The following is a 21,942-nucleotide window of genomic DNA, read 5'->3' on the forward strand; positions in this document are numbered from 1 at the left end:
CCATGAGCGCGTCCATGCCACCGCAGGCCGCGGACCTGACGCAGCGCTTCGCGCTCGACACGCAGGGTTTCGAGGCGCTCAAGCATAGCGCGCGCAACGGTGCCGACGCGGCCACCCTGCAGGCGGCCGCCAGGCAGTTCGAGGCGGTGTTCACGCAGATGGTGCTCAAGAGCATGCGCAACGCCACGCCGCAGGACGGCCTCTTCGACAACGAGCAGAGCAAGCTCTACATGTCGATGATGGACCAGCAGCTTGCGCAGCAGATGTCGTCGCGCGGCATCGGGCTGGCCGAAGTGATGGTGCGCCAGCTGGCGCGTGCCTCGGGCACGCCGATGCCGGCGGGCATGAATGCAATGACGGCGGCCGAGTCGGGCCGTGCCGCCGATGCCGAGATGGCACGGCTGCTCGACAGCCGCGGCGCTGCGCCTGCCGACGGCAATGAATCCGCGGACCTGCCCGCCGTCGGCACGGTGGTGCCGGGACAGAGCTGGAACCCTACCGCGGGCTTGCGCCAGTACCAGTCGCAGTTCTACGGCGACCGTGGCCAGAACGGCGAAGAACTCGGCCCGCTGCCAGCCGATGCGCCCGCCCACGTCAGCGCCTTCGTCGCGCGCATGGCGGCGCCGGCCGAGGCCGCGTCCCGCGCCTCGGGCGTGCCGGCGCGGCTGATCGTCGGCCAGGCGGCGCTCGAGTCGGGATGGGGCCAGCGCGAGATCCTGCATGCCGATGGCTCGACCACGTTCAACGTGTTCGGCATCAAGGCCGGATCGGGCTGGAAGGGCCCCGTGGCCGAGATCACCACCACCGAGTACGTCGACGGCCAGCCGCAGAAGGTAAAGGCAAAGTTCCGCGCCTATGGATCGTATGACGAGGCCTGCGCGGACTACGCGCGCCTGCTGACCAGCAATCCGCGCTACGCGGGCGTGGTGAGCGCGGGCTCGGCGGAGGAGGCGGCGCACGGGCTGCAGCGGGCAGGGTATGCGACGGATCCGTCGTACGGGCACAAGCTGGTGAAGATCATGAAGAAGGTGGCGGTTTAAGGCGGACGGCGCGGCATCCGCCATAGCTGACACCGCCAAAACCAGGCTCCCCTCTCCCGCGAAGTGGGAGAGGGGTGGGGGTGAGGGCCGGAGCACCCACGAAGTAAAGCGCTTCAGTACTGCCAGCGCCTGCCCTCACCCCCGGCCCCTCTCCCGCAAGCGGGAGAGGGGAGCAAACCGCCGCAAGTGGAACTGCATGTGGCTATCGGCTATCGGCTATCGGCCATCGGCTATCGGCCATCGGCTATCGCGCACCGTGCGCAATCGACCGCACTTGAACCTAAAGTCCCGCCCCCATCCAACCGATAACTCCCACATCCACCTCCGCCGCTCCAAGCCGCGGCAGTCCAACGAATCCGGGGTCAGAGCACGATGTCTCTCTTCAGTATTGGTCTTTCCGGCCTGAACACCGCGCAGAACGCGCTGACGACGACCGGCCACAACTTCGCCAACTCGGCGACCGAAGGCTATTCGCGCCAGAACACTATCATCGCATCGGCAGGCGGCCAGTACACCAGCCAGGGCTTCTACGGCTACGGATCCAGCACCACCACGGTGATCCGGGTCTATGACGAGTTCCTGACCGGCCAGCTGCGCGGCGCGACTTCGGCCAGCGCTTCGCTGGCGGCCTACTCCGACCAGATCGCCCAGATCGACAACCTGCTCGCCGACCAGAAGGGCGGCCTGGCGCCGCTGATGCAGAAGTTCTTCGCCGCGGTGCAGGCAGTGGCCGACACGCCGGCCGACCCCGCCGCGCGCCAGGGCATGCTGTCCGCCGGGCAGGCCCTGGTCGGCCAGGTCCGCTCCGCCAGCAACTATTTCAAGCAGTTGCAGTCGGGCGTCAACGAACAGGTCGGCACCGCGGTTTCGCAGGTCAATGCCTACACCACGCAGATCGCCGACCTGAACAAGGAAATCACGCGCATGAAAGCCGCCTCGGGCGGCCAGCCGCCCAACGACCTGCTCGACCAGCGCGACCAGGCGGTGGCAGAGTTGAACAAGCTGGTCGGCGCCAAGGTGGTGGTGCAGGACGGCGGCACCTACAACGTCTTCGTGGGCAACGGACAGCCGCTGGTGATGGGCAATGAATCGTACGACCTGAAGGCCGTGACCTCCGCTGCCGACCCCGGCCGTACCGTGGTCGCCTACACGCTGCCGAACGGCAGCGCGTATGAAAGCCAGCCCGGTGCGATCACCGGCGGCTCGCTGGGCGGCCTGCTGCAATTCCGCTCCGAAACGCTCGATTCCGCGCAAAGCGCGATCGGCCGGCTGTCGCTGGCGATTGGCCAGAGCTTCAATGCGCAGCACAAGCTGGGCATGGACCTGACTGGCGCGATCGGCACCGACATGTTCAAGCTGGGCAATGCCACGGTGCTGCCCAACGACAGGAACACTGCCATCGGCACCGTAGCGTCGGCCACCATCGACGACGCCTCGGCACTGACCACCAGCGACTACAAGCTGCAGTTCGACGGCACCAACTACACGCTGACGCGCCTGTCCGACAACGCGCAGGTAGCCACGCCCGTGCCGGGCACACCCGCACCGACCTATCCGCTGACCTTCAGTGCCGACGGCTTCAGCGTGACGATCAATGCGGCAATGGGCGCCCAGGATTCGTTCGTGATCCAGCCGACGCGCAATGCCGCGGCCGGCTTCGACATGGCGATCAGCGATCCCGCCAGGATCGCCGCGGCCTCGCCGGCGCGTGCCGATGCCGCCGCTGGCAACAAGGGCAGCGCCACCGCCGGCCTGAGCAACGTTGCGCCGGGCTTCACGCCGATGGCCGGCAAGATCACCGCCGTCTATACCGCGACCGGCTACGTGTTCAAGGATGCAACGGGCACGGACCTGACGCCGCAGCCCACCGGCGTGCCCAATGGCAGCAATACCGACTACAACATCGGCGGCCTGACCTTCACATTCGGCGGCACGCCCGCGGTTGGCGATTCCTTCACGCTCGGCGGCAACGCCGGCGGCGTCAAGGACAACGGCAACATGCTGAACCTGGCCAAGCTGCAGAGCGCGAAAACCATCGGCGGCGTGTCCAGCTTCAGCGAAGCCTATGCACAGCTGGTCAACGACGTCGGCACGCGCGCCAAGTCGATCAAGATCGCGTCGACCTCGCAGGACAGCGTCACGACGCAGATCAAGGCAGCGCAGCAGTCGGTGTCCGGCGTCAACATGGACGAGGAAACGGTGTCGATGCTGCGCTTCCAGCAGCTGTACCAGGCCAACGCCCGCGTGATCCAGACGGCCGGTTCGCTGTTCGACACCCTCATCGGCATCCGGTAAGGCCTGCCAGCAAGTCAACGTATTCGAATAGACAATCCATCATGCGCGTTGCAAGCTCCACCCTCTACCAGCAAGGCCTGGCGTCAATGAACCTGCAACAGGGCTCGCTGCTGCATATCCAGCAACAGCTCGGCACCGGCCGCCGCGTCCTCACGCCGTCCGACGACCCGGTCGCCGCCACCCGCGCGCTCGGCGTCAGCCAGGCCCAGGCGGTCAACGGCCAGTACGCGACCTCGCGCAGCCAGGCCAATATCGCGCTGGCGGCGGAGGAAAACGCGCTGCAGTCGGCAACTACCGTCACGCAGAACATCCAGACGCTGCTGGTGCAGGCCGGCAACGGCACCATGAGCGATGCCGACCGCGGCTCGCTCGCCACCGCGCTGGAAGGGCTCTATAACCAGCTGCTCGGCCTGGCCAACTCCGATGACGGCAACGGCCAGTACCTGTTCGGCGGCACCCGCTCAGGCACCGCGCCGTTCACGCAAAGTGCCGGCGCCGGCAGCTACATCGGCGATACCGGCCAGCAGCTGCTGCAGGTCGACGTCGCGCGCCAGATGTCCGCCGGCGACAATGGCCGCGACGTGTTCATGAGCGTCACGGGCGGCGCCGGCTATGTCATCAAGGGCAACAGTGCCAACACCGGCACCGCCACCTTCGGCACGGTCTCGATCACCGACCCCAGCGACCCGCTGTATGGCAAGTCGCTGCAAGTCAACTTCCAGACCAACGCCACCGGCCAGATGGAATACACCATCACCGACATGGCCGATCCCACCGCGCCCGCGCTGGCCGGCCCGACTGCCTACAACGCACCGACTCGCATCGAGGTCGGCGGCGTCACCTTCAATGTCAGCGGCGAGCCGAAGGACGGCGATACCCTGACCATGCAGCCCGCCAGGGAAGCCGGCACCGACATGTTCGCGAACCTGCAGAACGTCATCGACACGCTGCGCCGGCCGACCAGCACCCCCAGCGACCAGGCCCAGCTGAACAACGTGCTGTCCACGGCGACGCGCCAGTTTTCCAATTCGCTGGACAACGTGCTGACGGTGCGTGCCTCGGTGGGTTCGCGGATGCAGGAACTGGATGCGCTGGACGATGTCGGCACCAATCGCGACCTGACGTATTCGCAGACGCTGTCGGGGCTGCAGGACCTGGATTACGCGGCGGCGATTACCGAGTATTACCAGCGGCAGACGGCTCTGCAGGGAGCGCAGCAGTCGTTCATGCAGATTCAGGGGATGAATCTGTTCAAGTATCTTTGAGTGTAGGTCGGTGTCAGCCGGACGGATTCCGCAGCTTTTCTGTCCTGTGGGAATAGAGTTCGGCAAACCGCCAACCAAACATTTGTCAAATTCCGCTCCAGGGACCGAAAACCCTTGTGGGACAAAGCGTTGACAAATGGTATCCGCCATCTCAAAGGCGGCGTCGGAAAGGGAGGCGGCAGTCCACCTTTTTCGACGGTCACATCTTCATAGCTACCCTTTCGAGCTTCATGCGCGTGTAGTCCGTTCGGCTACGTCAATATCGGCCATTCGCGTGAACGCTGTCCGCTTTCCATCAATCGTTTCGGCTGCGGCAGGCGTAGTTGCTAAATGACCGATCTTAGGCGGCCACAGCCGGCCCGCCCGGGTATGACACGCCTCACCGCTTAGCCTCAGTTGCATCAAGCGCGAAAGCCTTGAGCAGCGTCTCGCGGCTAGCTTCCCGTATCTCTTGTCCGAACGCGGGATCGGCGCTCGCGACAGCGCGGGCCAGGATGAGGGCACCCACCATTTCACAATAAAAAGCGATGGCTTCCCGCCGTGAGGTGGGGGCATCCGGACCGCTAGCCCGCTGGTCTTCCATGAGCGCGGTCAGGGTGTCGAACATTGTCTGCAGGCCGCTTGCGAAGTGCGCCTGGGCTTCGTGGCCAAGACGGCGGACGTCCGCTGTCAGGCCAGCTATCGCGCAACCGTGCTCAATATCGCTGCAATGCGTGCCGGACAGATAAAAGTCGACCTGTCGCCTCAGCCGGTTGCCGCCTGACGCGATGGGCGCCGCGATCGCTTCCTTCAGATCGCGATTGGCCTTGTCCATCGCAGTTGCCACCACTTCGGCCGCCAGCGCTTCTTTCGATGCGAAGTGGTTATAGAAGCCACCCTGTGTGAAGCCTGCCGCTTTCATTAGCGCGCTCAGCCCAACCCCATCGATTCCATGTGCGCGGAACAGCCTTTCCGACGCCTCGATGATCGCTTGCCGGTTCTCCACCGCCTTCTGTTTTGAGACACCCATCGCTCAATGCTCCTGGCCGTTGATAGTGCAATTATAGCCGCCCCACCAAAAGACAATGGTGATCGACCTTGACTTTTTGACGCGCATCATCAAAACTCAATGTCAATCACCATCGTGTTTGGGAACACCACTTCGCAGGAACGTCATGCCTATTGAAAGTCACCCCCCGCTGCTCAAGCCGATCCAGCCAGGCGACCTGGATTTACCAAGCGTCGGCAACATCAATGCGAACGTCGATTTCGAGATCGATTGGCCGAAGGTCTACGGCGCGACGTCCCCGGGCTTTGCCGACTATCCCCCGCTTCAGTCCGTTGCGACGTGATGCGCCGCCATCAACCATCTCTGGAAACTTTCATGACCGACGCTACCGAAGCCGCCAACAAGGCGCTTGTGCTCGAAGCTTTCGACACGCTTTTCAACCAACGCGACTATGCCGCCGCCGAGCGCTTCTGGTCGCCCGACTACATCCAGCACAGCGCGCATATCGCACCGGGCCGCAGCGGGCTGTTCGATCTGATCAAGACCCTGCCCGAGACATTGCGATACGAGCCCGGCGTGATCCTGGCGGAGGGGGAATACGTAATCGTCCACGGGCGCTTCTCGGGCCACGGGCGCCCTGCCGCATGGATCGCAGCCGACATCCTGCGCATTGCGGACGGTGTGCTCGCCGAGCATTGGGACGTACTCCAGGACGAAGCCACCGAGGCCGAATCGAAAAGCGGCCTGCCCATGTTCGGAAGCAGTTTTCCGAGCTGACGCTAAACCAACCGTGCCATCGAATCCATCATGAAACTCACAGGCAACACCATCTTCATCACCGGCGGCGGCTCTGGTATTGGCCGCGGCCTTGCCGAAGCGCTCCACAAGCTCGGCAACCAGGTCATCATCTCCGGCCGCCGCGCCGAGCGCTTGCAAGCGACGATCGACGCGAATCCCGGCATGCGGGCAGTTTCGCTCGACATCACTGATCCGCTCGATATCGAGTCCGTCGCCGCCAGGCTGATCGCTGACCATCCCGGCCTGAACGTGCTGATCAATAACGCCGGCATCATGCATCCCGATGGCGCCGGAGGCCCGGTCGACGACGCCCTGCTAAAAGCAACGGTCGAGACCAACCTGCTCGGCCCGATACGCATGACCTCGGCGCTGATCGAGCACTTGAAGACACAAGACGACGCCGTCGTCGCCAATGTCACATCGGTGCTCGGCTTCGTACCTCTGGCACTCACCGCGGTGTACAGCGCCACCAAGGCGGCGCTGCATTCCTACACGCTTTCGCAACGTTTCTTGCTCCGGAACGACAAGGTCTCGGTCATCGAGATCGCGCCGCCTTGGGTCCGCACCGAGTTGATGAACAGCAGCGAGGAAGCGCGCGCGATGCCGCTCGACGCATTCATCGCAGGTGCGATCGAACAATTGGGCACGGAAGCGAACGAAATATTGGTGGGGCCGGCCGTGGACATGCGCGCCAATCCTGGGCCGAACGAGCACGCCTGGGTCAACGCGTTCAACGACTCGATGGTGGCCGATTGACCGCTCGGCCCGGGCGGGCGAAGGCGGTCCGCATGGCATTGCCTGACGCCTGTCCTTTTATTTGCATTCATTCTGCCGTGCGCCACCTGGTCCGCACGCGAACCACTTCTCTTTCTGGAGCAAATTGATGTCCACGCTATTCACACCCGTCAAGGTAGGTCCCCATGCGTTGTCGCACCGCGTCGTGCTGGCGCCGCTCACGCGCATGCGCGCCGAGGACGGCGGAGTACCCGGCCCACTGATGGCCGAGTACTATGCCCAGCGCACGTCGACAGGCGCCCTGCTGATCGGTGAAGCCACAATGGTTGCGCCCAATGGCAGCGGCTACCATGGGGCACCGGGACTCCATGACGATAGCCAGATCGCGGGCTGGCAACTGGTTACCGATGCTGTGCATGCGAAGGGCGGAAAGATCTTCCTGCAGCTTTACCACGCAGGACGGCAGTCGAATGAGGTACTCCAGCCGGGTCGCAATCAGCCCGTAGGCCCGTCGGCCATCCCCCACGGCGGTGTGGCGCACACGCGGGCGGGTTGGGTGGACAACACGCCGAATCGTGCATTGGAGATTGAAGAGATCGCGGATCTCGTTGAGAGCTTCCGCCGCGCCGCGGAGCGAGGCCTTGAGGCGGGATTTGACGGAGTGGAACTGCATTCTGCCAACGGCTATCTGCTGGACCAATTCCTGCAGGATGGCAGCAACAAACGCACCGACAAATACGGCGGTTCGTTCGAGAATCGTGCGCGTTTCCTCCTGGAGGCCACACGCGCAGTCATCTCTGTCTGGGGTAGTGACAGGGTCGCGGTGCGCCTGGGCCCGAGCGGTTCATTTGGCGACATGTCCGACAGCGATCCGCACGGCCTGTTCACCTACGTTGCCACCGAACTGGACAAGCTGAATCTTGCATATCTGCACCTGATCGAGCCGCGCGTAAAAGGAGCCAGTGAGGACGAAACCAGGGACCCCAATCCAGTGGCTTCGCAGCTGATCCGCAAGGTTTACAGCGGCACGATTATTGCGGCGGGCGGATTCAAGGGCGAAACTGCGGAAGCGATCATCGAGGCGGGTGATGCCGACCTGATCGCTTTTGGCCGCGACTTCATCGCGAACCCCGACCTGCCCGAAAGACTGCGCCGCAAGTTGCCGCTTAACCCCTACGATCGCGAAACCTTCTTCGGCTGGACGGATGTCGGCTACATCGACTACCCGTTCCATGAGGAGCGCGCCGCCGCCTGATACTGCTCTTCGAACTTGTCTCTCCATCGCGAAATTGGCGTTGGTCCTTAGACAGGACCAACGCTGCATGCAGTGGCAATCCTGAGCGTCTGCGGAAAGCAGGGGGCGTACCAGCGTCCCGCCCAACTCACCCAATCAGGTGCAGCATCCAGTCAAACCAGAAGTCCTACCATGTCACGTATCGTTCAATTTTCCGCCCCCGGCGGCCCTGAAGTGCTCACCTACAAGGAAGTGGACGTCCCGCCGCCGGCTGCCGGCGAAGTGCGGATCCGCGTCAAGGCCATCGGTCTGAACCGCGCCGAGTCCATGTGGCGCAGTGGCGAATATATTGAAGAGGCCACGCTACCGGCCCGGCTCGGTTACGAGGCGGCTGGAATCGTCGATGCTGTCGGTCCTGACGTCACGCGGTTTGCAGTGGGCGACGCCGTCAACACGGTGCCGGCATTTTCACAGAACCAGTACGGCATGTATGGCGAACTGGTGCTCGCGCCGGTCTCAGCCGTCGTCTCACATCCGCCCTCGCTAACGTTCGCGCAGGCGTCGTCGATCTGGATGATGTTTATTACCGTCTACGGCGCCTTCATCGAGACCGCCAAGCTGGGCGCAGGCGACGTCGTGCTCATTCCTGCGGCGTCGAGCAGCGTGGGCTTGGCCGCGATTCAGCTGGCCAATATGGTTGGCGCCACACCGGTCGCGCTGACCCGCACCGGTGCCAAGCGCAAGCAGTTGCTAGACGCCGGCGCCGCCTTCGTCATTGCCACCGAGGAACAGGACATGGTCGCCGAGGTGATGCGCATCACCGCCGGTGCCGGCGCGCGCGTGGTGTTCGATCCCGTCGGCGGCCCTAGCCTTGGCAAGCTGATCCAGGCCATGAAGACGGGTGGCATACTGCTCGTGTATGGCGCGCTGAGCGAGGAACCGTCACAACTGTCCTACCTGGACCTGCTGATTAAGCTGCCGACCATTGTCGGATACACGATCTGGAACACCAGCGGTGACCCGGAACGTCAAAGGGCGGCAGTCGACTTCATCTTGGGCGGGCTCGCTTCCGGCGCGCTGAAGCCGGTGATCGACAAGACGTTCACGTTCGATGAAATGGTAGAAGCGCACCGCTATCTTGAAGCGAACGGCCAGTTCGGCAAGATTGTCGTGACGGTGTAAGCGCGCCCGCAACAAGCCCGGCGTGGCGTGACCACTGCTGCGCCGGCGCTACACGCGCGGTCAGGATGGACGTCGATAAAGTTGACGAATTCGCGCACCTGGTGGTGACGAGCTGTTGCCAGGGGAAGAAGCTGCGGCGTCCGACGAAATTGAACGAACTAGACAAGCAGAGTATTCGCAACCTCAAACTGGGGGGGCGTGGGGGCCTTACACTATTACCCGCCGCCAATGCCCCAATAAGCGGCATTCTTTTAAGGAGAGCAACTATGAGCGCGCTGCGCCCGGACGTCACCATCGAGGTTCTCCACGAACGCCAGCGGGGCATGCTGCCCGAGCTCCTTGGCGTGCGCCTTGTCGAGCTCGCTCAAGGCATGCTGACCGGAGAGCTCGCGATACGTCCTCAGTTACTGGCACCTAATGGATTCCTGCACGCGGCCACTGTTGTCGGGCTTGCCGATACGTGCTGTGGCTACGCCTGCATTGCCCACCTGCCCGAGCATGCCCCCAATTTCACAACGCTCGAGCTAAAGAGCAATTTCCTCGGAACGTGCCGCGATGGAACGATCCGGGCCGTTGCAACGGCGGTCCATCTTGGACGGAGCACGCACATCTGGGATGCGTCGGTTTTCGACCAGAGCGGGCGTACGATCGCGCTATTTCGCTGCACCCAGATGCTGCTTGCTAAATAGTCGCAGCATCTTTCATGAGCAACCGGCCGACACGCTATTTGTTGGCCGACAGAGTCCGTTCGAACCATCGAAAAGATAGCCAGTGCGCGGCCACGATTCGGGAATTGGTGCGCTTTGGCGGTGATGCAGATCTAGACAGGTTTATCCGAGCCTTGGCGCTCTCCCATAGCCATGATGACCTGAGTTACTGACCCAGTCACAAAGCGCTTAAGCCTGTCACGTGTCCAACCAGCTCGTACGCGCAATGCGAGGCTCTGCAGCGTCGCCCCGAGTTGAGAGGCAATTGCGGGAAGGTCGATGACTTCAGATTGCTCCGTCTTCCTTTCCCTCTCGAGTCGCCTTAAGAACAGTGCGTCCATTGAATCGAGGGACTGGCTGAGAATGCTTTGACAAACTGGACAAGTCAACGCTTCTGCCGGCGCTGTGCAGATCACAAAGCATCCATTCGGGCCGTCCGAAGTGAATATATCGAGTGCGACATCAAAGCTTTTGGTAAGGGCAGTTTTCAGATCCTCGCAGTCGAGCGCTTGCCCGATTCGCGCCTCCATCATCGTTGCATATTGCACCGCTGCTTGCGCGTAGATTTCGTCCTTACTACCAAACGAGGTAGCGAGACTCGGCCGATTGAGTCCGGCCGAACGCGCTATGGCTTCCAACGACGCACCAGAAAGGCCTGTCGTCCAAATCTGCCGCTGCATCTTCTTAAGCGCATCGTTCTCGTCGAACTTTCTCGGACGGCCTGCTCGCGCAGTTAATTTTGTGCCATCTTGCATAAAAATATGATTTTGTGCTAACCTGCATAAAATACCACGCGCCCAATCCTAGTCAAGATGGCTTCTTAGGTCTCAGATAGCTTATGAGGCACTTACCGTGGGCGATCCGGTTCATCTACCTGAGGGTGAAATGAGCAGCATGCTCCCTGCAGAACCTGCGAAGATCGTTGAAATTCCCATACTTCCTTGGGGCATGGTAAATGCCCACCTGGTCGTCGGGGAGACTGGCTGTATCCTTGTTGATACAGGTATCCCTGGATCGGAGGCCAAAATCGAACGAGCGCTGGCTCAGAACGGTTTGAAATTCGGCGACATCAAACTGATCATCGTGACCCACGCCCATGCCGATCATGCTGGATCTGCTGCGCGTGTCCGGGACTTGTCGGGCGCCCCTGTGTTGGCCCATCGAGATGACCTGGACTTTTTCATGCGCCGGCGGCCGATGACATACTGTCCGACGGGGTGGTTTGGTCGCCTTTTTGTGAAGACGCCAGCGCCGCACGCATCCTACATTGCGTTCGAACCAGATATCCTCATGGGGGACGTCTCTCAGATAGATTTGACCTCGTTTGGCGCGGAGGGCGTCGTTCGGCACACTGCCGGTCATACCGCAGGGGCGATTGCAGTTGAACTAGCGTCCGAGGACGCTTTGGTCGGCGATCTTATTGCATCAGGCCTGGCGCTCGGAGGCATTGCCTTTAAGGATCGGGCAAAAAGCCCCCCGTTCGAAGATGACCCGCTGACCATTGCTAGCGAACTCGAGCGCATCGTGCGCGCGGGCGCAAGGCGGTTCCACGTAGGTCACGGCGGTACCTTGGAAGCGCATGAGGTGCTCCGGCATGCAGCGCACCTAAGGCGGAAGGCAGCGCTTCAGTGCATGTGCAAAGACCCCAACCACAAGCACGCATAATTTCGGCGCAGTCTAATGCAAGCGCGCTGACTGGGAAGAACACCGGCGCATCGAATCGCTTGCACGAGTTTTCGCTGGCTGCACAGGTCTGGTTGGACGTAGGGGCTCGAGGCAGTTCGCGGCTGTAGCCTATTCCGGAATAAACGCAACTGCACACTGCGTCGAGTCGGGCCTATACGAATCCGCGTCCATTCCAATGCGACGGCACCCGCCGTCTACTGGAGGGCGCCTTTCACGGGCGGCGTCCGTCGCCCAGAGCCGACACCCTCTGCGAGCGAAGCTGAGAACCCTCCAATCATTCAACTTTTCCGGTAAACATGGATTGGCCATTGGCGCTTCGCGATGCCGGGACTTCTTCCTGCATCACGTCCCAGTGCTCCGCGACTTTTCCGTTGGCGACCCGGAAGATGTCAACGGCGACCATGGGCTTTGGACCCCAGCCTGTGTAGCGGCCATGCACCATGACATAATTCCCTTCAGCGACGACGAGCCCTGGCTCGTATCTGAAACCACTGGGCAGTCCCGCGATGACTTGTTGAATAGCTGCTGTTCCGTTGGGAATCAGGGGGTTGTGTTGCTTGTAGTCATCACTAAATAAGCGATCCAAAACAGTCGGGTCGCGGTCGATGAATGCACCTGTGATGGCCGCTAGCACAAGCGCTTTGTTGGCTTCAGTACTGTTCTGCATCGTCATGGTCGTGCCTTGAAGGTGAAGAGTCGGAGGGTGTCCCATGTGGATCCACTGCCAAAGGGACAGCTTCGTTCTAATATAGGTACTGAGCTGTACCTATGCAAGGAGTGGTAATGAGCGGAGCAACGAAGAGACGAGGTGCACCGAAGAGAGGGGAACCATCAGCTCGTGAGCGACTCGTGCAGACTGCGACCGAACTCTTCTATCAGGAGGGCGTCCGCGCAATTGGAATAGACACTGTTATCGATCGGTCCGGTGTGTCGAAATCTTCGCTCTATCGGACATTTACGTCCAAAGAGGAGCTCATCGCAGCGTTCGCCGAGGAACAGGATCGACGGTTCTGGCAATGGTGGGATGATTTAGTCGCGAGCGGTGCGGGCAACCCTCGTAAGCAACTGGAGGCTATCGTCCTTGGCGTTGCGGAGTTGACTTCACAGCCCCAATTCCGTGGTTGCCCATTTATCAATATATGCATTGAGTTTCCAGACCGCCGGCAGCCATGCACAGAGATCGCCTGCGCGAATAAGGAAGAAGTGCGTGAACGTCTACGCCTTCTGAGCCGCGATCTTGGCGCGCAGGATCCAGACCGGCTTGGCGACCAACTCGCGGTTCTTCTTGACGGCGCCTATGGGCACGCCATGACGGTCGGAGCGGCTACCGTGAGGCGAGAGCTGGGCGATATGGCAAAGCTGTTGATCGACGCTCAAGTAGAACCGCCGCGTCGTCGCTCGACCCAACGGTAGGTTGAAACGGAACGTCGCAGACGTGGGTCCGTCTACCAGGCGTTACGCGCATCGGGCCATGCCGGCGATCGACTTGTACCGAGGCGGGATTCCGCCCGAGCAGATTTCTGCTGTCGGAGTGGGAAGACTCGGCTGCATCTCAAGATACTGCAAGGCGACTTTTCGGGTATCTGGAAATTGGGTGAACTGAGGAGGTGCGTTGTCGACTATGTTCGGTGTCCATTTTTTACGTGTTTTTGGCACTTACCGCCGCCTCTCTTTTGATAGTCTGTACTTAGAATCGACGGAGATGACATTAGCTGCGAACAGTGTCTATCGCCAACGGGTCGTGTAAGCGAGGTTGCGGTAGCGCCTGGCATGGCGGCGCTTTAGCTGGCAACTGTAGGGTGCTGGTGACCTATCTCGCCTGCCCACGATTGTCATCGGGACTGCCCACGGCTGCGTCAAAAGACTTGGCCATCAGTCAGTGCGGGGGACGGGGCGCCTCGTCTCCGATTCCAATCCCTTCGCATCTCAATCACCAGCAAACAATGTTCAGGAAGAAGTGAGAGGTCATATGATCTATCCCGATACCGCAATTTGCGTCGCTGCAATGGAATTTGCGCGCGAACACTCGCCTCAAGTCTTGTTCAATCATGTGATGCGAACCTACGCCTTCGGCCGCCAGGCTGGGTTGCAGAGGGACGCGGAATACGACGAGGAGATGCTGTTCATCGGAGCGATGCTTCATGATCTAGGGCTTGTAGAAGCATTCATCCGTAACGATCGCTTCGAAATCGACGGGGCGGACGTGGCCGCCGAATTCCTATCGAAGCACGGTTACTCGGACAAAAAGATCGCCGTGATCTGGGATGCAATCGCGTTGCACACAACTCCTGGCATACCCCAGCGCAAACAGCCTGAGATCGCGTTACTCCAGCTTGGAGCTGGCATCGATGTTGGCTCGGTTCCTAAAACATTGCTGGCGCCTGATGCAGTTGAAATCATCCTTTCCGAGTATCCGCGTCTTGGGTTCAAAAAGGCCATGTTAGCGGCGATGGCAGAAGTTGTGCGCCGCAAGCCCATGACGGGCGTTGTTAACCTTATGGCGGATGTCGGACGGGAGCGCGCACACCTTCACATCCCTAACTTCTGCGATATCGTGGACAACTCGGATTTTTATGAATAGATGTTGGAAATCGTAATATTTTTAAATGGTATCAAGAATGGCAATGAAGAATGCAGAAAGCAAACGGTCACGCATTTTTATCGAGCTTTACCGCTACAAGACTGCATGGGCAGAACTAAACGAGCGCGAACGAATTGAATACATTGAGAAGGTTATAGGAAATGTTGGAAGGCTCGCAGGATTCGGAATCACTGTAATAGGGTATGGCCATAATGATTCTTCCACAACACAGAGGGCACCATACGACTTCTTTTGCGTGTACCTGATCCCAGACAACGAAACTCAGCGAGTCTTTGAGAATGAAATCGATAAATCTGGATGGTACGGTTTCTTCGATCAGATTAACGTGTCTGGCGAAGCGACTTCTTACGTCGATTTGCTGTCGAGCCACGCCACGGATGAAACCCTATAGTTATAGCTCTAAATCACGCCGATGCTAGCCGAGCCTTTGTGGTGTGCTGCATTTGAAAAATGAATGGCGGCGGTACTTTTGCCGAGAAGATTGGTGCGGCGTCACATCAATTAAGCTTCAACTCGGCATGGTTTGCTGGGGCAGGGAAGAGTTGCGCAGGGTACGAGCGAACTTCCTATGTAGCGTTTGCTTATACCTTACCTGCCTATGCCTTTATGGCTAAACCTCACTGGGCACAAATCGTTGGGAATACTCCTTCGGGCTAATTCCGACACGCCGAACGAATGCCTTTCTAAGTGCGTCGACACTTTGATATCCTGTTCTACGCGCGATAGCTTCCAATGTTCGTCCGCCGGTCTCCAGTGCCCGGCAAATGGCTTCAATGCGTAGCTCTTCGACGTATTTAGCCGGTGTGGTTTTCAGTTCTCGACGAAACATCCGCATCAGTGTCCTGACGCTCGTGGCCGATTTGCTGGCCAGAGTATCAATTGTCAGCTCGGAATCCAGGTTCTCGCTAATCCAGACACATAGCTTTTCGAGGCTTGACTTTGAATCAAGTTGCGAGCGAAGCGTAGCGCTGAACTGCATTTGTCCGCCTGGGCGCCGCAGGAAGAGTACCAGGGACCTCGCAATTTCTAGGGCAGCCCCATCGCCCAAGTCTTCACCGACCAAGCCAAGTGCCATATCAATACCGGATGACACCCCGGCCGACGTGTATATGTTTTCATCTTTTACCCATATGGGGGCTGGATCGACCTGAGTTGTGGGGTACCGTTCAGCTAAATGTTGTGCGAGGCGCCAGTGCGTGGTGGCCTTACGTCCTTTCAGTATGCCGGCTTCAGCCAAGGCAAATGCGCCGACACATATCGAACAAACTCGGCGTACGGATCCGGCGCGCCTACGAATCCAATCAATGGCAGCTGGGTCAAGCCTGTCGATGGATTCGAAACCTGAAGCTACAATTAGCGTGTCGATCGGATCGTGTACTGCACTTTCTTGCTCAAGTGTCCTATGCCCTCGTAAGCTGATACCGGTCTCGCTCTCTAGGTTCACGTCTGCACTTGCACAAACCAACTCAAGTTGATACGGGGCGAACTCAGATTTGAGGCGATTCGCAAAAGAAAATACTTCCGCGGGGCCAATGACATCGAGAGCATCTACGGGAGGTAGGCCTAAGATTACTACCCGTCTTGAGATCGAGCGAGCACGCACATCGCATGGCTTTGTACGGGTTTTCATACGACGCATTCCGGCCAAAAAGCGAGGGTTCATTGTGCGATGAAGTATCGAGAATGGTCTTTATTGGCCAGTCGATGCGCCAGACGGCAGTACGGGGCTAAAGCTATTTAGCGGTCAAGCCTGGTTGTCGGAGGCCTCAGATCCCGTGCGTTCATCGACCTGCGAATCTGGTGAATTGACGTTGTTGTTGGGTTCTTGCTTCACATACACAACACGAGGCTTGGGATTACGGTCCAGCAGCAGCTGTGTCACGTCGGGGCGCGAGTAGTGTCCCGACGGGTCAGCGGCGGCTTTCGCAAGGGTAATTACGCCAAGGTCAATGTCGGCATATAGCAATCCTTCTACTTCCGGCGGCAGCGGATCTGCAAGTGAACGTCCGTCGGGTCCATAAATGCGCGCGTGACCACCTCCGATTTTTAGCAGCGTTTGCTGCTCAGGTGTTTCGCACATCAAATTGACCATTTCCTGTGAGACCGTTGCGCAAGGTGCGACAACAAAGCATTGGCCTTCGGCGGCATACAAGCGACTAGCAGCGGTGTTCACCTCCGGGCCTAGCGCATACGCGGCATCCACATAAAGTGAGAAACTTGGCCATGCGGCGACATGCACTTGTTCATTTTGAGCGTACATCGCGTACTTCGTGAGGGGCTGGAGATGCTCCCAGCAGCACAGGGCTCCGATTCGTCCAAGTGGTGTGGCATGGACCGCGAGGTCGCTGCCATCGCCTTCGCCGAACATTGTGCGTTCGACATGGGTGGGTTTCAGCTTGCGCCGGGTCACGGCTTTTCCTTCAGGGCTGATGATGGCCTGCGAAATGTACAGGCTACCCGCGTCCTTCTCGCTGAAGCCCAGCACTACGGTTATGTTGTAGCGCGACGCCGCTTGCGTGATCCGTTCAAATTGGGCGCCATCAATGATTAGGGAATTGTCGTGGTAGGCCTGGAGGAACTTCATTCCCCAGATTGGCGCGCCAAGCCATGCAAACCACGGATAGCCGGGAATCCACGTCTCCGGAAAAGCAATGAGACTCGCACCGCCTTGTGCTGCCTCTTCGATGAGTGCGATGGTCTTGTCGACAGTCGCATCAAGATTCAAAAACACCGGGGCGGCCTGGACGGCAGCAACGCGATAGCTGGGGTGTTGAACAGTCATAGTGTGAATCTCCGGAAGATTGGGCTTCTAGATTACGTGGAAGGCTCATCGACCCGCTTGTATTGAGCTAATGCACGAATGGCGCTCTAGCAGTGTTTTGCGGCCTTGTGGACTGAGGATTGCCGGGTCTCTCGAGAACCATGGCGTGAGGAATGCGGCGGGAATACGCTAGTACCGTCACGCCGGCTTCAGCGCTTCGCCTCCCCGGTGGGCGGCGGTCCGATGGTCCGGCCAAACAGCATGAGCATCCTTAGCTCCTGTCGGCAATTCAAGATGGCTCGCCGGACGCATATGCTCAGCAGCGCTCGTGGGACATTACCTACGCCGGGCTTAGGACGCGACGAAACGGATCGGGCGGAGCCTTGCGGCCGGCAAGGGCAGTCATGACGGCCGGCCGAGTATCAAGATGGTGATCTGCAGTTTCAAACTGCAGCGCTTCAATCACACCATCACGGGGATAGCGCTCCAACACTTTGGCGAGGGTTGTTTGTTCCAGTCGACGTCGTCCGGCGCCGAAGAGGTCGCAGCCCGCTCCACGCGACACCAGGTGCGCTACCGCTCCGTGCCGCCGCTTTGATACCCAGCCATTCAGATGCAGCGCAATCGCATCGCCGACCTTTTCTCGAACGTCATGGGAATGCCCCTTGGCACGCAAATAGTCTCTTACGCGCACGCCACCGCTCATAGCAAAGCAGCAATCACACAGATGTGGCGAGTGACTCGTTGTGAGTCCAATATCATGGAGAATTGCGGCAGCAAAAAAAAGCGAGCGGTCATAATCAATTCGCTCATGTGCAGCAAGCATGGCGCCGAAGTAGTATGTTCGCCAGCTATGGAATAGCAACGCTTTATCGTGGGTCTCTTCAGCCAGTTGCATTGCATCTTCAGTGAGGGCCGTCGTTGGCGGAGCCATCTCATCCAGGGAGATGGCATTCGGACGAAGCAATCCGATGCGATGCCTGAGCGTGTCAACTACATCTCGAACCTGAACATAGGCGAGATTGCGGACAAGGCGAGCCTTTTCGAGACGATTGAGTTCTCCGCCGTTCCCTACTCCCCACGCCAACGTTCCCATTCCCGAATTATCCCGGGACCGAAATTGACTCATTATGTCACTCCTTACTTTCCATGGTGCTTGGTAAGACGTCCCGTTTGCACGCGCCGGCGGGACCGAGGCGGATGTATGACGCCCGGACCACGCTCACTCAGGAAGTCATGCGTGTGTGCGCGGCTGTTCGCGCAAGACAGGGCGATGGAATGACGCCCCTTGTGGCGCGGCATGCTGCCTATTTGCCAACTGTATTGACTACCAAAGAAGGAGTAAACTTCGCTTTGATTGAATGATCGTCAACCATATCGAGCAAATGTGATGGACAGGCTGACTGCGATGCGTGTCTTCGTGGAGATAGTGGATCGTGGAAGTGTTAGCGCGGCCGCAGATGTGCTCGGCATGTCGCGAGCAATGGCGAGCCGATACCTCGAGAGTCTGGAGGATTGGCTAGGTGCGAGGCTTCTGCATCGCACTACACGTCGACTGGCATTGAGCGATGCAGGCGAACAGGCATTGGCAAACTGTCGCGAAGTGGTGGCTCTGACAGATGACGTCCGTGTTCAAGCCAGCCAAGGTGGTATTGAAGCGCGCGGGAGGCTGCGGCTGACTTCCTCGCCTTCCTTCGCGCAAGCACAGCTGACCTCAGCGGTTGTGGCTTTCCAGGCGTTGCATCCCATGGTGGAAATTGACCTGGTCGTGTACGACCGAACGGTAAACTTGGTGGAGGATCGAATCGATCTGGCTGTGCGTCTGAGCAATCGCATCGATCCTGGCCTCGTCGCTCGGCGGCTCGCCATCTGCCATTCGGTTTTGTGCGCCTCGCCAACGTACCTTGCGAGCATGGGAGTTCCGACGATGCCCGAGGACTTGCGCGCTCACAGTTTCATTACCCATAGCGCCGGCTTCGCTCCGGCATATAACCTCCGACTTGGAGGTCAGATCACCACCATTGAGGCCAAGGGAATCTTGAGTGCCAACGAGACGTCCGTGGTGCGGGCAGCAGCACTGGCGGGCGCCGGGATTGCAATGCTGCCCACATTCTATGTGGGGGAGGACTTAGCTCGAGGCGCATTACTGCCTGTGCTGCCTGATTACGGGCTGGATCCACTCGACATTCAAGCCGTTTATCTGTCGCGCCGGCACCAGCCTAAACCCTTGCGGCTCCTCATTGAGTTCCTTGCAGATCGCTTTGGTGGCGAGGTGGCCCCTTGGGATGCAGTTACACACGCGGCGCCGTAGCTTGCAGCTCGTATTACAGAATGGGAGTGTCCCTGGGGCATTGGTGACGGCACTAGCCGCACCGCATGCTGAATAGGGAACCCGCCTAGTGTGGCGAGGTGGCAAGCGCATCTTTACTACAGAACGGTCCATTTGGCCGCTCTATGCAACAAACTGTCGCATAGGTGGCGGTTTTTTCTCGAAGAGTAAGCAAATATAGTGTGTTCAATGCCTTCGCAATGGACACCGATATGCCCGCAATACAGTTGCAGTACCTCTTCGACCCGCTTTGCGGATGGTGCTATGCAAGCGCCCCCGCCTTAGCTTGGCTCTCAAGCAATTACTCCGACTCACTGCAGTTGTTGCCCAGTGGTCTGTTCACCGACCAAGGTGCACGAGACGTGACGCCGGCATGGGCTGTACATGCGTGGACTAACGATCAGAGGATCGCGTCAACGACAGGCCAAGTCTTTAGTGAGAAATATCATCGAGAGATCTTGTTGGGTACCAACGTTCGGTTCGATTCGGGGCCGATGAACCGTGCTTTAACTGCGGTCGGCAATTTTAATTCGAATATGGAGCCAAGGCTTCTTTCTCGGCTACAGACGGCGAGATACGTGGACGGTCTCGATACTTCTATTTTCATTGTCGTTGCAACTATCACTGCAGATTTTCTCGCAGATGAAGGTGTCAGTATTGATGCAGTGCAGTTCTCGAAAAGGCTCGAGAAGGATGCTGAGTTAATTAATCAAACAAATGCCAGGGTAAAAAGCGTTCAGCTGCTAATGAAAGATATTGGGGTCAGCGGGGTCCCCCTGCTTTTGATTCGGTCAAGAGGAGGCATATTCGCTGTGCGCGGTGATCTCTTGTATGGCCCACAGGATCATTTGGCACGTGAGTTGACTCAACTCGAGTCCAAATTGGCAACAGCGTGACAGCAACATCTGATTGAACATCTTCCATCCCAAAAACACTACGTACTAATCATGGCAAAAATAATCATCATCTATTTTAGCGGATACGGACATACCGCCAAGCAAGCCGAAGCAGTAAAACGAGGGGCTGCTTCCGTAAGCAATACTGAGGTCACGGTGCTGCGGATCGAACAGGATGGTACGTTTTCAGACGAGCAACTGGAGCTGTTGACCAATCACGACGCTGTAATCTATGGGACTCCTACGTACATGGGTGGGCCTGCTTGGCAATTCAAGAAATTCGCAGACGCCACTTCGAAACTGTGGATGAAGCAAGCGCTGAAGGACAAGATCGCGGCGGGATTTACCAATTCGGCATCTGTAAATGGGGACAAATTCTCTACAATTCAATACCTATTCACACTTTCGCAGCAACATGGACAAATCTGGGTCGGAACCGGCCTAATGCCGGCGAACCGAAAGGAGAATGGTCCTTCGGACACTAATTGGACTGCAGGTTTCGCCGGGGCATTAGCCGTTTCCCCATCCGATGCGTCACCAGAAGAAGCTCCTCGGATCGGCGACTTGAAGACGGCGGAATCGCTGGGTCAACGGGTGGCCCAAATCGCCGCAAGGTTGCCCGCGGCTTCAGACAATCCGAATTTTGGACGACTGCACGGTTGAATCAGGTCCGCATGCGTAGCGCCAGAATTCGGGAGTGCGCAAGCGTACGCTAGCGTGCTCTTACTGTACGGGTGCTCCTAGTTTTTGACGTCGATATCTTTCGCATGTGCGACAGCGAGCCGGCAGGCGATCCAGATGTGGTCTTCTGGTGACGACTCTCCGCAGTCTTTAAGAAAGCTCTCCATGCGGATGTCGCTTGAGTCCGCGGCCGCTACAACGAGAGAAAACGTCCGTGCAATCCATTTCTTGGCACGCTCGGTGGTGGGGTGCTCGAGTTCGATGACCTTGAAGAAGCTTAGTACGGCATACCTGCTGAGCGAAGCTTCTGCAGCATTCAGACCTTCTCGATAAAGTGCCAGCGCTCGTCTCACCTTTTTGTCGTCGGGGATAGCGCGGTTGAACACCCAATGATTCGCCGTGGCGAAGGCAAGGTCTCTCTTCGGTACAGGTACCGGAACCGGGCTTCCTGATCTTCAGTTCCACTGCTAGCAGCCAGTCGGCTACCACATTTTTTCTCCTTCCACCCGCAATGACACCTCGGGCCGCGATGCCAGTCGCCGCCCGAGCGCCGCCGCGCCATAATAGCCGCCGCGTCCCCACTGCAAACCAGGAGAAATCAGTGAAACAAACCAAGGGATGGTGTTCAAAACTCATGCGACTTCGGGTACGCATGAAGAATGTTTCCAGCGACAATGGGCGCATGAAACAAACTGACCTTGGCCTGGACCTGAGCAATCGCCGCACGCGCAAGCGCGTGTTTC

At 58.9% G+C, this 21,942-nt stretch carries 23 protein-coding genes; 16 read left to right on the forward strand and 7 right to left on the reverse strand.

Annotated elements, in window-relative coordinates; all coding sequences use genetic code 11:
* The first annotated feature begins 2 nt into the window (after positions 1–2).
* The 3 genes from flgJ (at position 3) to flgL (ending at position 4,600) form a co-directional block, all read left to right on the forward strand.
* The gene (gene flgJ, locus VSR71_RS21705) at positions 3–1,040 is read left to right on the forward strand and encodes a flagellar assembly peptidoglycan hydrolase FlgJ (protein WP_342915898.1); all 1,038 of its coding nucleotides are present in this window, start codon (positions 3–5) and stop codon (positions 1,038–1,040) included.
* A gap of 372 nt (positions 1,041–1,412) precedes the next feature.
* Complete coding sequence (flgK, locus tag VSR71_RS21710) at positions 1,413–3,335, forward strand: flagellar hook-associated protein FlgK (RefSeq protein ID WP_342915899.1); 1,923 nt, start codon at positions 1,413–1,415, stop codon at positions 3,333–3,335.
* 41 nt (positions 3,336–3,376) lie between these two features.
* The gene (gene flgL / locus VSR71_RS21715; protein ID WP_342915900.1) at positions 3,377–4,600 is read left to right on the forward strand and encodes a flagellar hook-associated protein FlgL; all 1,224 of its coding nucleotides are present in this window, start codon (positions 3,377–3,379) and stop codon (positions 4,598–4,600) included.
* A gap of 379 nt (positions 4,601–4,979) precedes the next feature.
* Here the strand turns inward: flgL and VSR71_RS21720 are convergent, their stop codons facing one another.
* Positions 4,980–5,609 carry a TetR/AcrR family transcriptional regulator gene (locus VSR71_RS21720; protein ID WP_342915901.1) on the reverse strand — a complete coding sequence of 210 codons (630 nt, stop codon included), beginning with the start codon at positions 5,607–5,609 and terminating at the stop codon, positions 4,980–4,982.
* 55 nt (positions 5,610–5,664) lie between these two features.
* Here VSR71_RS21720 and VSR71_RS21725 point away from each other — a divergent pair, with 55 nt between their 5' ends.
* The 6 genes from VSR71_RS21725 to VSR71_RS21750 all read left to right on the forward strand — a co-directional run bounded on the left by VSR71_RS21725 (position 5,665) and on the right by VSR71_RS21750 (position 10,226).
* A complete protein-coding gene (locus VSR71_RS21725) occupies positions 5,665–5,931 on the forward strand; it encodes a hypothetical protein (RefSeq protein WP_342915902.1) in 267 nt (88 codons plus the stop codon).
* 32 nt (positions 5,932–5,963) lie between these two features.
* Positions 5,964–6,365: a nuclear transport factor 2 family protein gene (locus VSR71_RS21730; protein ID WP_342915903.1), complete on the forward strand. Its 402-nt coding sequence runs from the start codon at positions 5,964–5,966 to the stop codon at positions 6,363–6,365.
* 30 nt (positions 6,366–6,395) lie between these two features.
* Positions 6,396–7,142, forward strand: coding sequence for an SDR family oxidoreductase (locus tag VSR71_RS21735; RefSeq protein ID WP_342915904.1), 747 nt, complete (start codon positions 6,396–6,398; stop codon positions 7,140–7,142).
* A 127-nt stretch (positions 7,143–7,269) separates the two neighbouring features.
* Positions 7,270–8,376: an alkene reductase gene (locus tag VSR71_RS21740; RefSeq protein ID WP_342915905.1), complete on the forward strand. Its 1,107-nt coding sequence runs from the start codon at positions 7,270–7,272 to the stop codon at positions 8,374–8,376.
* Positions 8,377–8,547: 171 nt separating this feature from the next.
* Positions 8,548–9,537: a zinc-dependent alcohol dehydrogenase family protein gene (locus VSR71_RS21745; RefSeq protein WP_342915906.1), complete on the forward strand. Its 990-nt coding sequence runs from the start codon at positions 8,548–8,550 to the stop codon at positions 9,535–9,537.
* A 266-nt stretch (positions 9,538–9,803) separates the two neighbouring features.
* Positions 9,804–10,226 carry a PaaI family thioesterase gene (locus VSR71_RS21750; protein WP_342915907.1) on the forward strand — a complete coding sequence of 141 codons (423 nt, stop codon included), beginning with the start codon at positions 9,804–9,806 and terminating at the stop codon, positions 10,224–10,226.
* A 131-nt stretch (positions 10,227–10,357) separates the two neighbouring features.
* Here the strand turns inward: VSR71_RS21750 and VSR71_RS21755 are convergent, their stop codons facing one another.
* Entirely contained in the window at positions 10,358–10,999 is a 642-nt protein-coding gene (locus VSR71_RS21755) for a TetR/AcrR family transcriptional regulator (RefSeq protein WP_342915908.1), read from the reverse strand.
* A 130-nt stretch (positions 11,000–11,129) separates the two neighbouring features.
* Between VSR71_RS21755 and VSR71_RS21760 the strand changes: the two genes are divergently transcribed.
* Positions 11,130–11,909, forward strand: coding sequence for an MBL fold metallo-hydrolase (locus VSR71_RS21760; protein ID WP_342915909.1), 780 nt, complete (start codon positions 11,130–11,132; stop codon positions 11,907–11,909).
* Between the two features lie 295 nt (positions 11,910–12,204).
* Here the strand turns inward: VSR71_RS21760 and VSR71_RS21765 are convergent, their stop codons facing one another.
* Positions 12,205–12,603: a nuclear transport factor 2 family protein gene (locus tag VSR71_RS21765; protein WP_342915910.1), complete on the reverse strand. Its 399-nt coding sequence runs from the start codon at positions 12,601–12,603 to the stop codon at positions 12,205–12,207.
* A gap of 176 nt (positions 12,604–12,779) precedes the next feature.
* On the opposite strand from VSR71_RS21765, the gene VSR71_RS21770 reads away from it, so the two are divergent.
* The 3 genes from VSR71_RS21770 (at position 12,780) to VSR71_RS21780 (ending at position 14,923) form a co-directional block, all read left to right on the forward strand.
* Positions 12,780–13,343, forward strand: coding sequence for a TetR/AcrR family transcriptional regulator (locus VSR71_RS21770; RefSeq protein ID WP_342915911.1), 564 nt, complete (start codon positions 12,780–12,782; stop codon positions 13,341–13,343).
* 556 nt (positions 13,344–13,899) lie between these two features.
* Entirely contained in the window at positions 13,900–14,511 is a 612-nt protein-coding gene (locus VSR71_RS21775) for an HD domain-containing protein (protein WP_342915912.1), read from the forward strand.
* Positions 14,512–14,554: 43 nt separating this feature from the next.
* Positions 14,555–14,923, forward strand: a complete 369-nt coding sequence (locus tag VSR71_RS21780) for a DUF6616 family protein (RefSeq protein WP_342915913.1) — start codon at positions 14,555–14,557, stop codon at positions 14,921–14,923.
* Positions 14,924–15,142: 219 nt separating this feature from the next.
* On the opposite strand, the gene VSR71_RS21785 is transcribed toward VSR71_RS21780, so the two are convergent.
* From VSR71_RS21785 to VSR71_RS21795, 3 genes are all read right to left on the reverse strand, one after another.
* A complete protein-coding gene (locus tag VSR71_RS21785) occupies positions 15,143–16,162 on the reverse strand; it encodes a GlxA family transcriptional regulator (RefSeq protein ID WP_342915914.1) in 1,020 nt (339 codons plus the stop codon).
* Between the two features lie 114 nt (positions 16,163–16,276).
* Positions 16,277–17,314, reverse strand: coding sequence for a carbon-nitrogen hydrolase family protein (locus VSR71_RS21790; protein WP_342915915.1), 1,038 nt, complete (start codon positions 17,312–17,314; stop codon positions 16,277–16,279).
* A gap of 319 nt (positions 17,315–17,633) precedes the next feature.
* The gene (locus tag VSR71_RS21795; protein WP_342915916.1) at positions 17,634–18,422 is read right to left on the reverse strand and encodes an HD domain-containing protein; all 789 of its coding nucleotides are present in this window, start codon (positions 18,420–18,422) and stop codon (positions 17,634–17,636) included.
* Between the two features lie 261 nt (positions 18,423–18,683).
* On the opposite strand from VSR71_RS21795, the gene VSR71_RS21800 reads away from it, so the two are divergent.
* The 3 genes from VSR71_RS21800 to VSR71_RS21810 all read left to right on the forward strand — a co-directional run bounded on the left by VSR71_RS21800 (position 18,684) and on the right by VSR71_RS21810 (position 21,181).
* On the forward strand, positions 18,684–19,604 hold the full coding sequence (locus tag VSR71_RS21800) for a LysR family transcriptional regulator (RefSeq protein WP_342915917.1): 921 nt from the start codon (positions 18,684–18,686) through the stop codon (positions 19,602–19,604).
* Between the two features lie 200 nt (positions 19,605–19,804).
* Positions 19,805–20,518 carry a DsbA family protein gene (locus tag VSR71_RS21805; protein WP_342915918.1) on the forward strand — a complete coding sequence of 238 codons (714 nt, stop codon included), beginning with the start codon at positions 19,805–19,807 and terminating at the stop codon, positions 20,516–20,518.
* A 51-nt stretch (positions 20,519–20,569) separates the two neighbouring features.
* The gene (locus VSR71_RS21810; RefSeq protein ID WP_342915919.1) at positions 20,570–21,181 is read left to right on the forward strand and encodes a flavodoxin family protein; all 612 of its coding nucleotides are present in this window, start codon (positions 20,570–20,572) and stop codon (positions 21,179–21,181) included.
* A gap of 77 nt (positions 21,182–21,258) precedes the next feature.
* Here VSR71_RS21810 and mauJ read toward each other — a convergent pair whose 3' ends face one another.
* Entirely contained in the window at positions 21,259–21,585 is a 327-nt protein-coding gene (mauJ, locus tag VSR71_RS21815; RefSeq protein WP_342915920.1) for a methylamine utilization protein MauJ, read from the reverse strand.
* Between the last annotated feature and the right edge of the window lie 357 nt (positions 21,586–21,942).

Origin of the sequence: Cupriavidus oxalaticus (genome assembly GCF_038900635.1) — a bacterium.
Classification (GTDB): domain Bacteria; phylum Pseudomonadota; class Gammaproteobacteria; order Burkholderiales; family Burkholderiaceae; genus Cupriavidus; species Cupriavidus oxalaticus_B.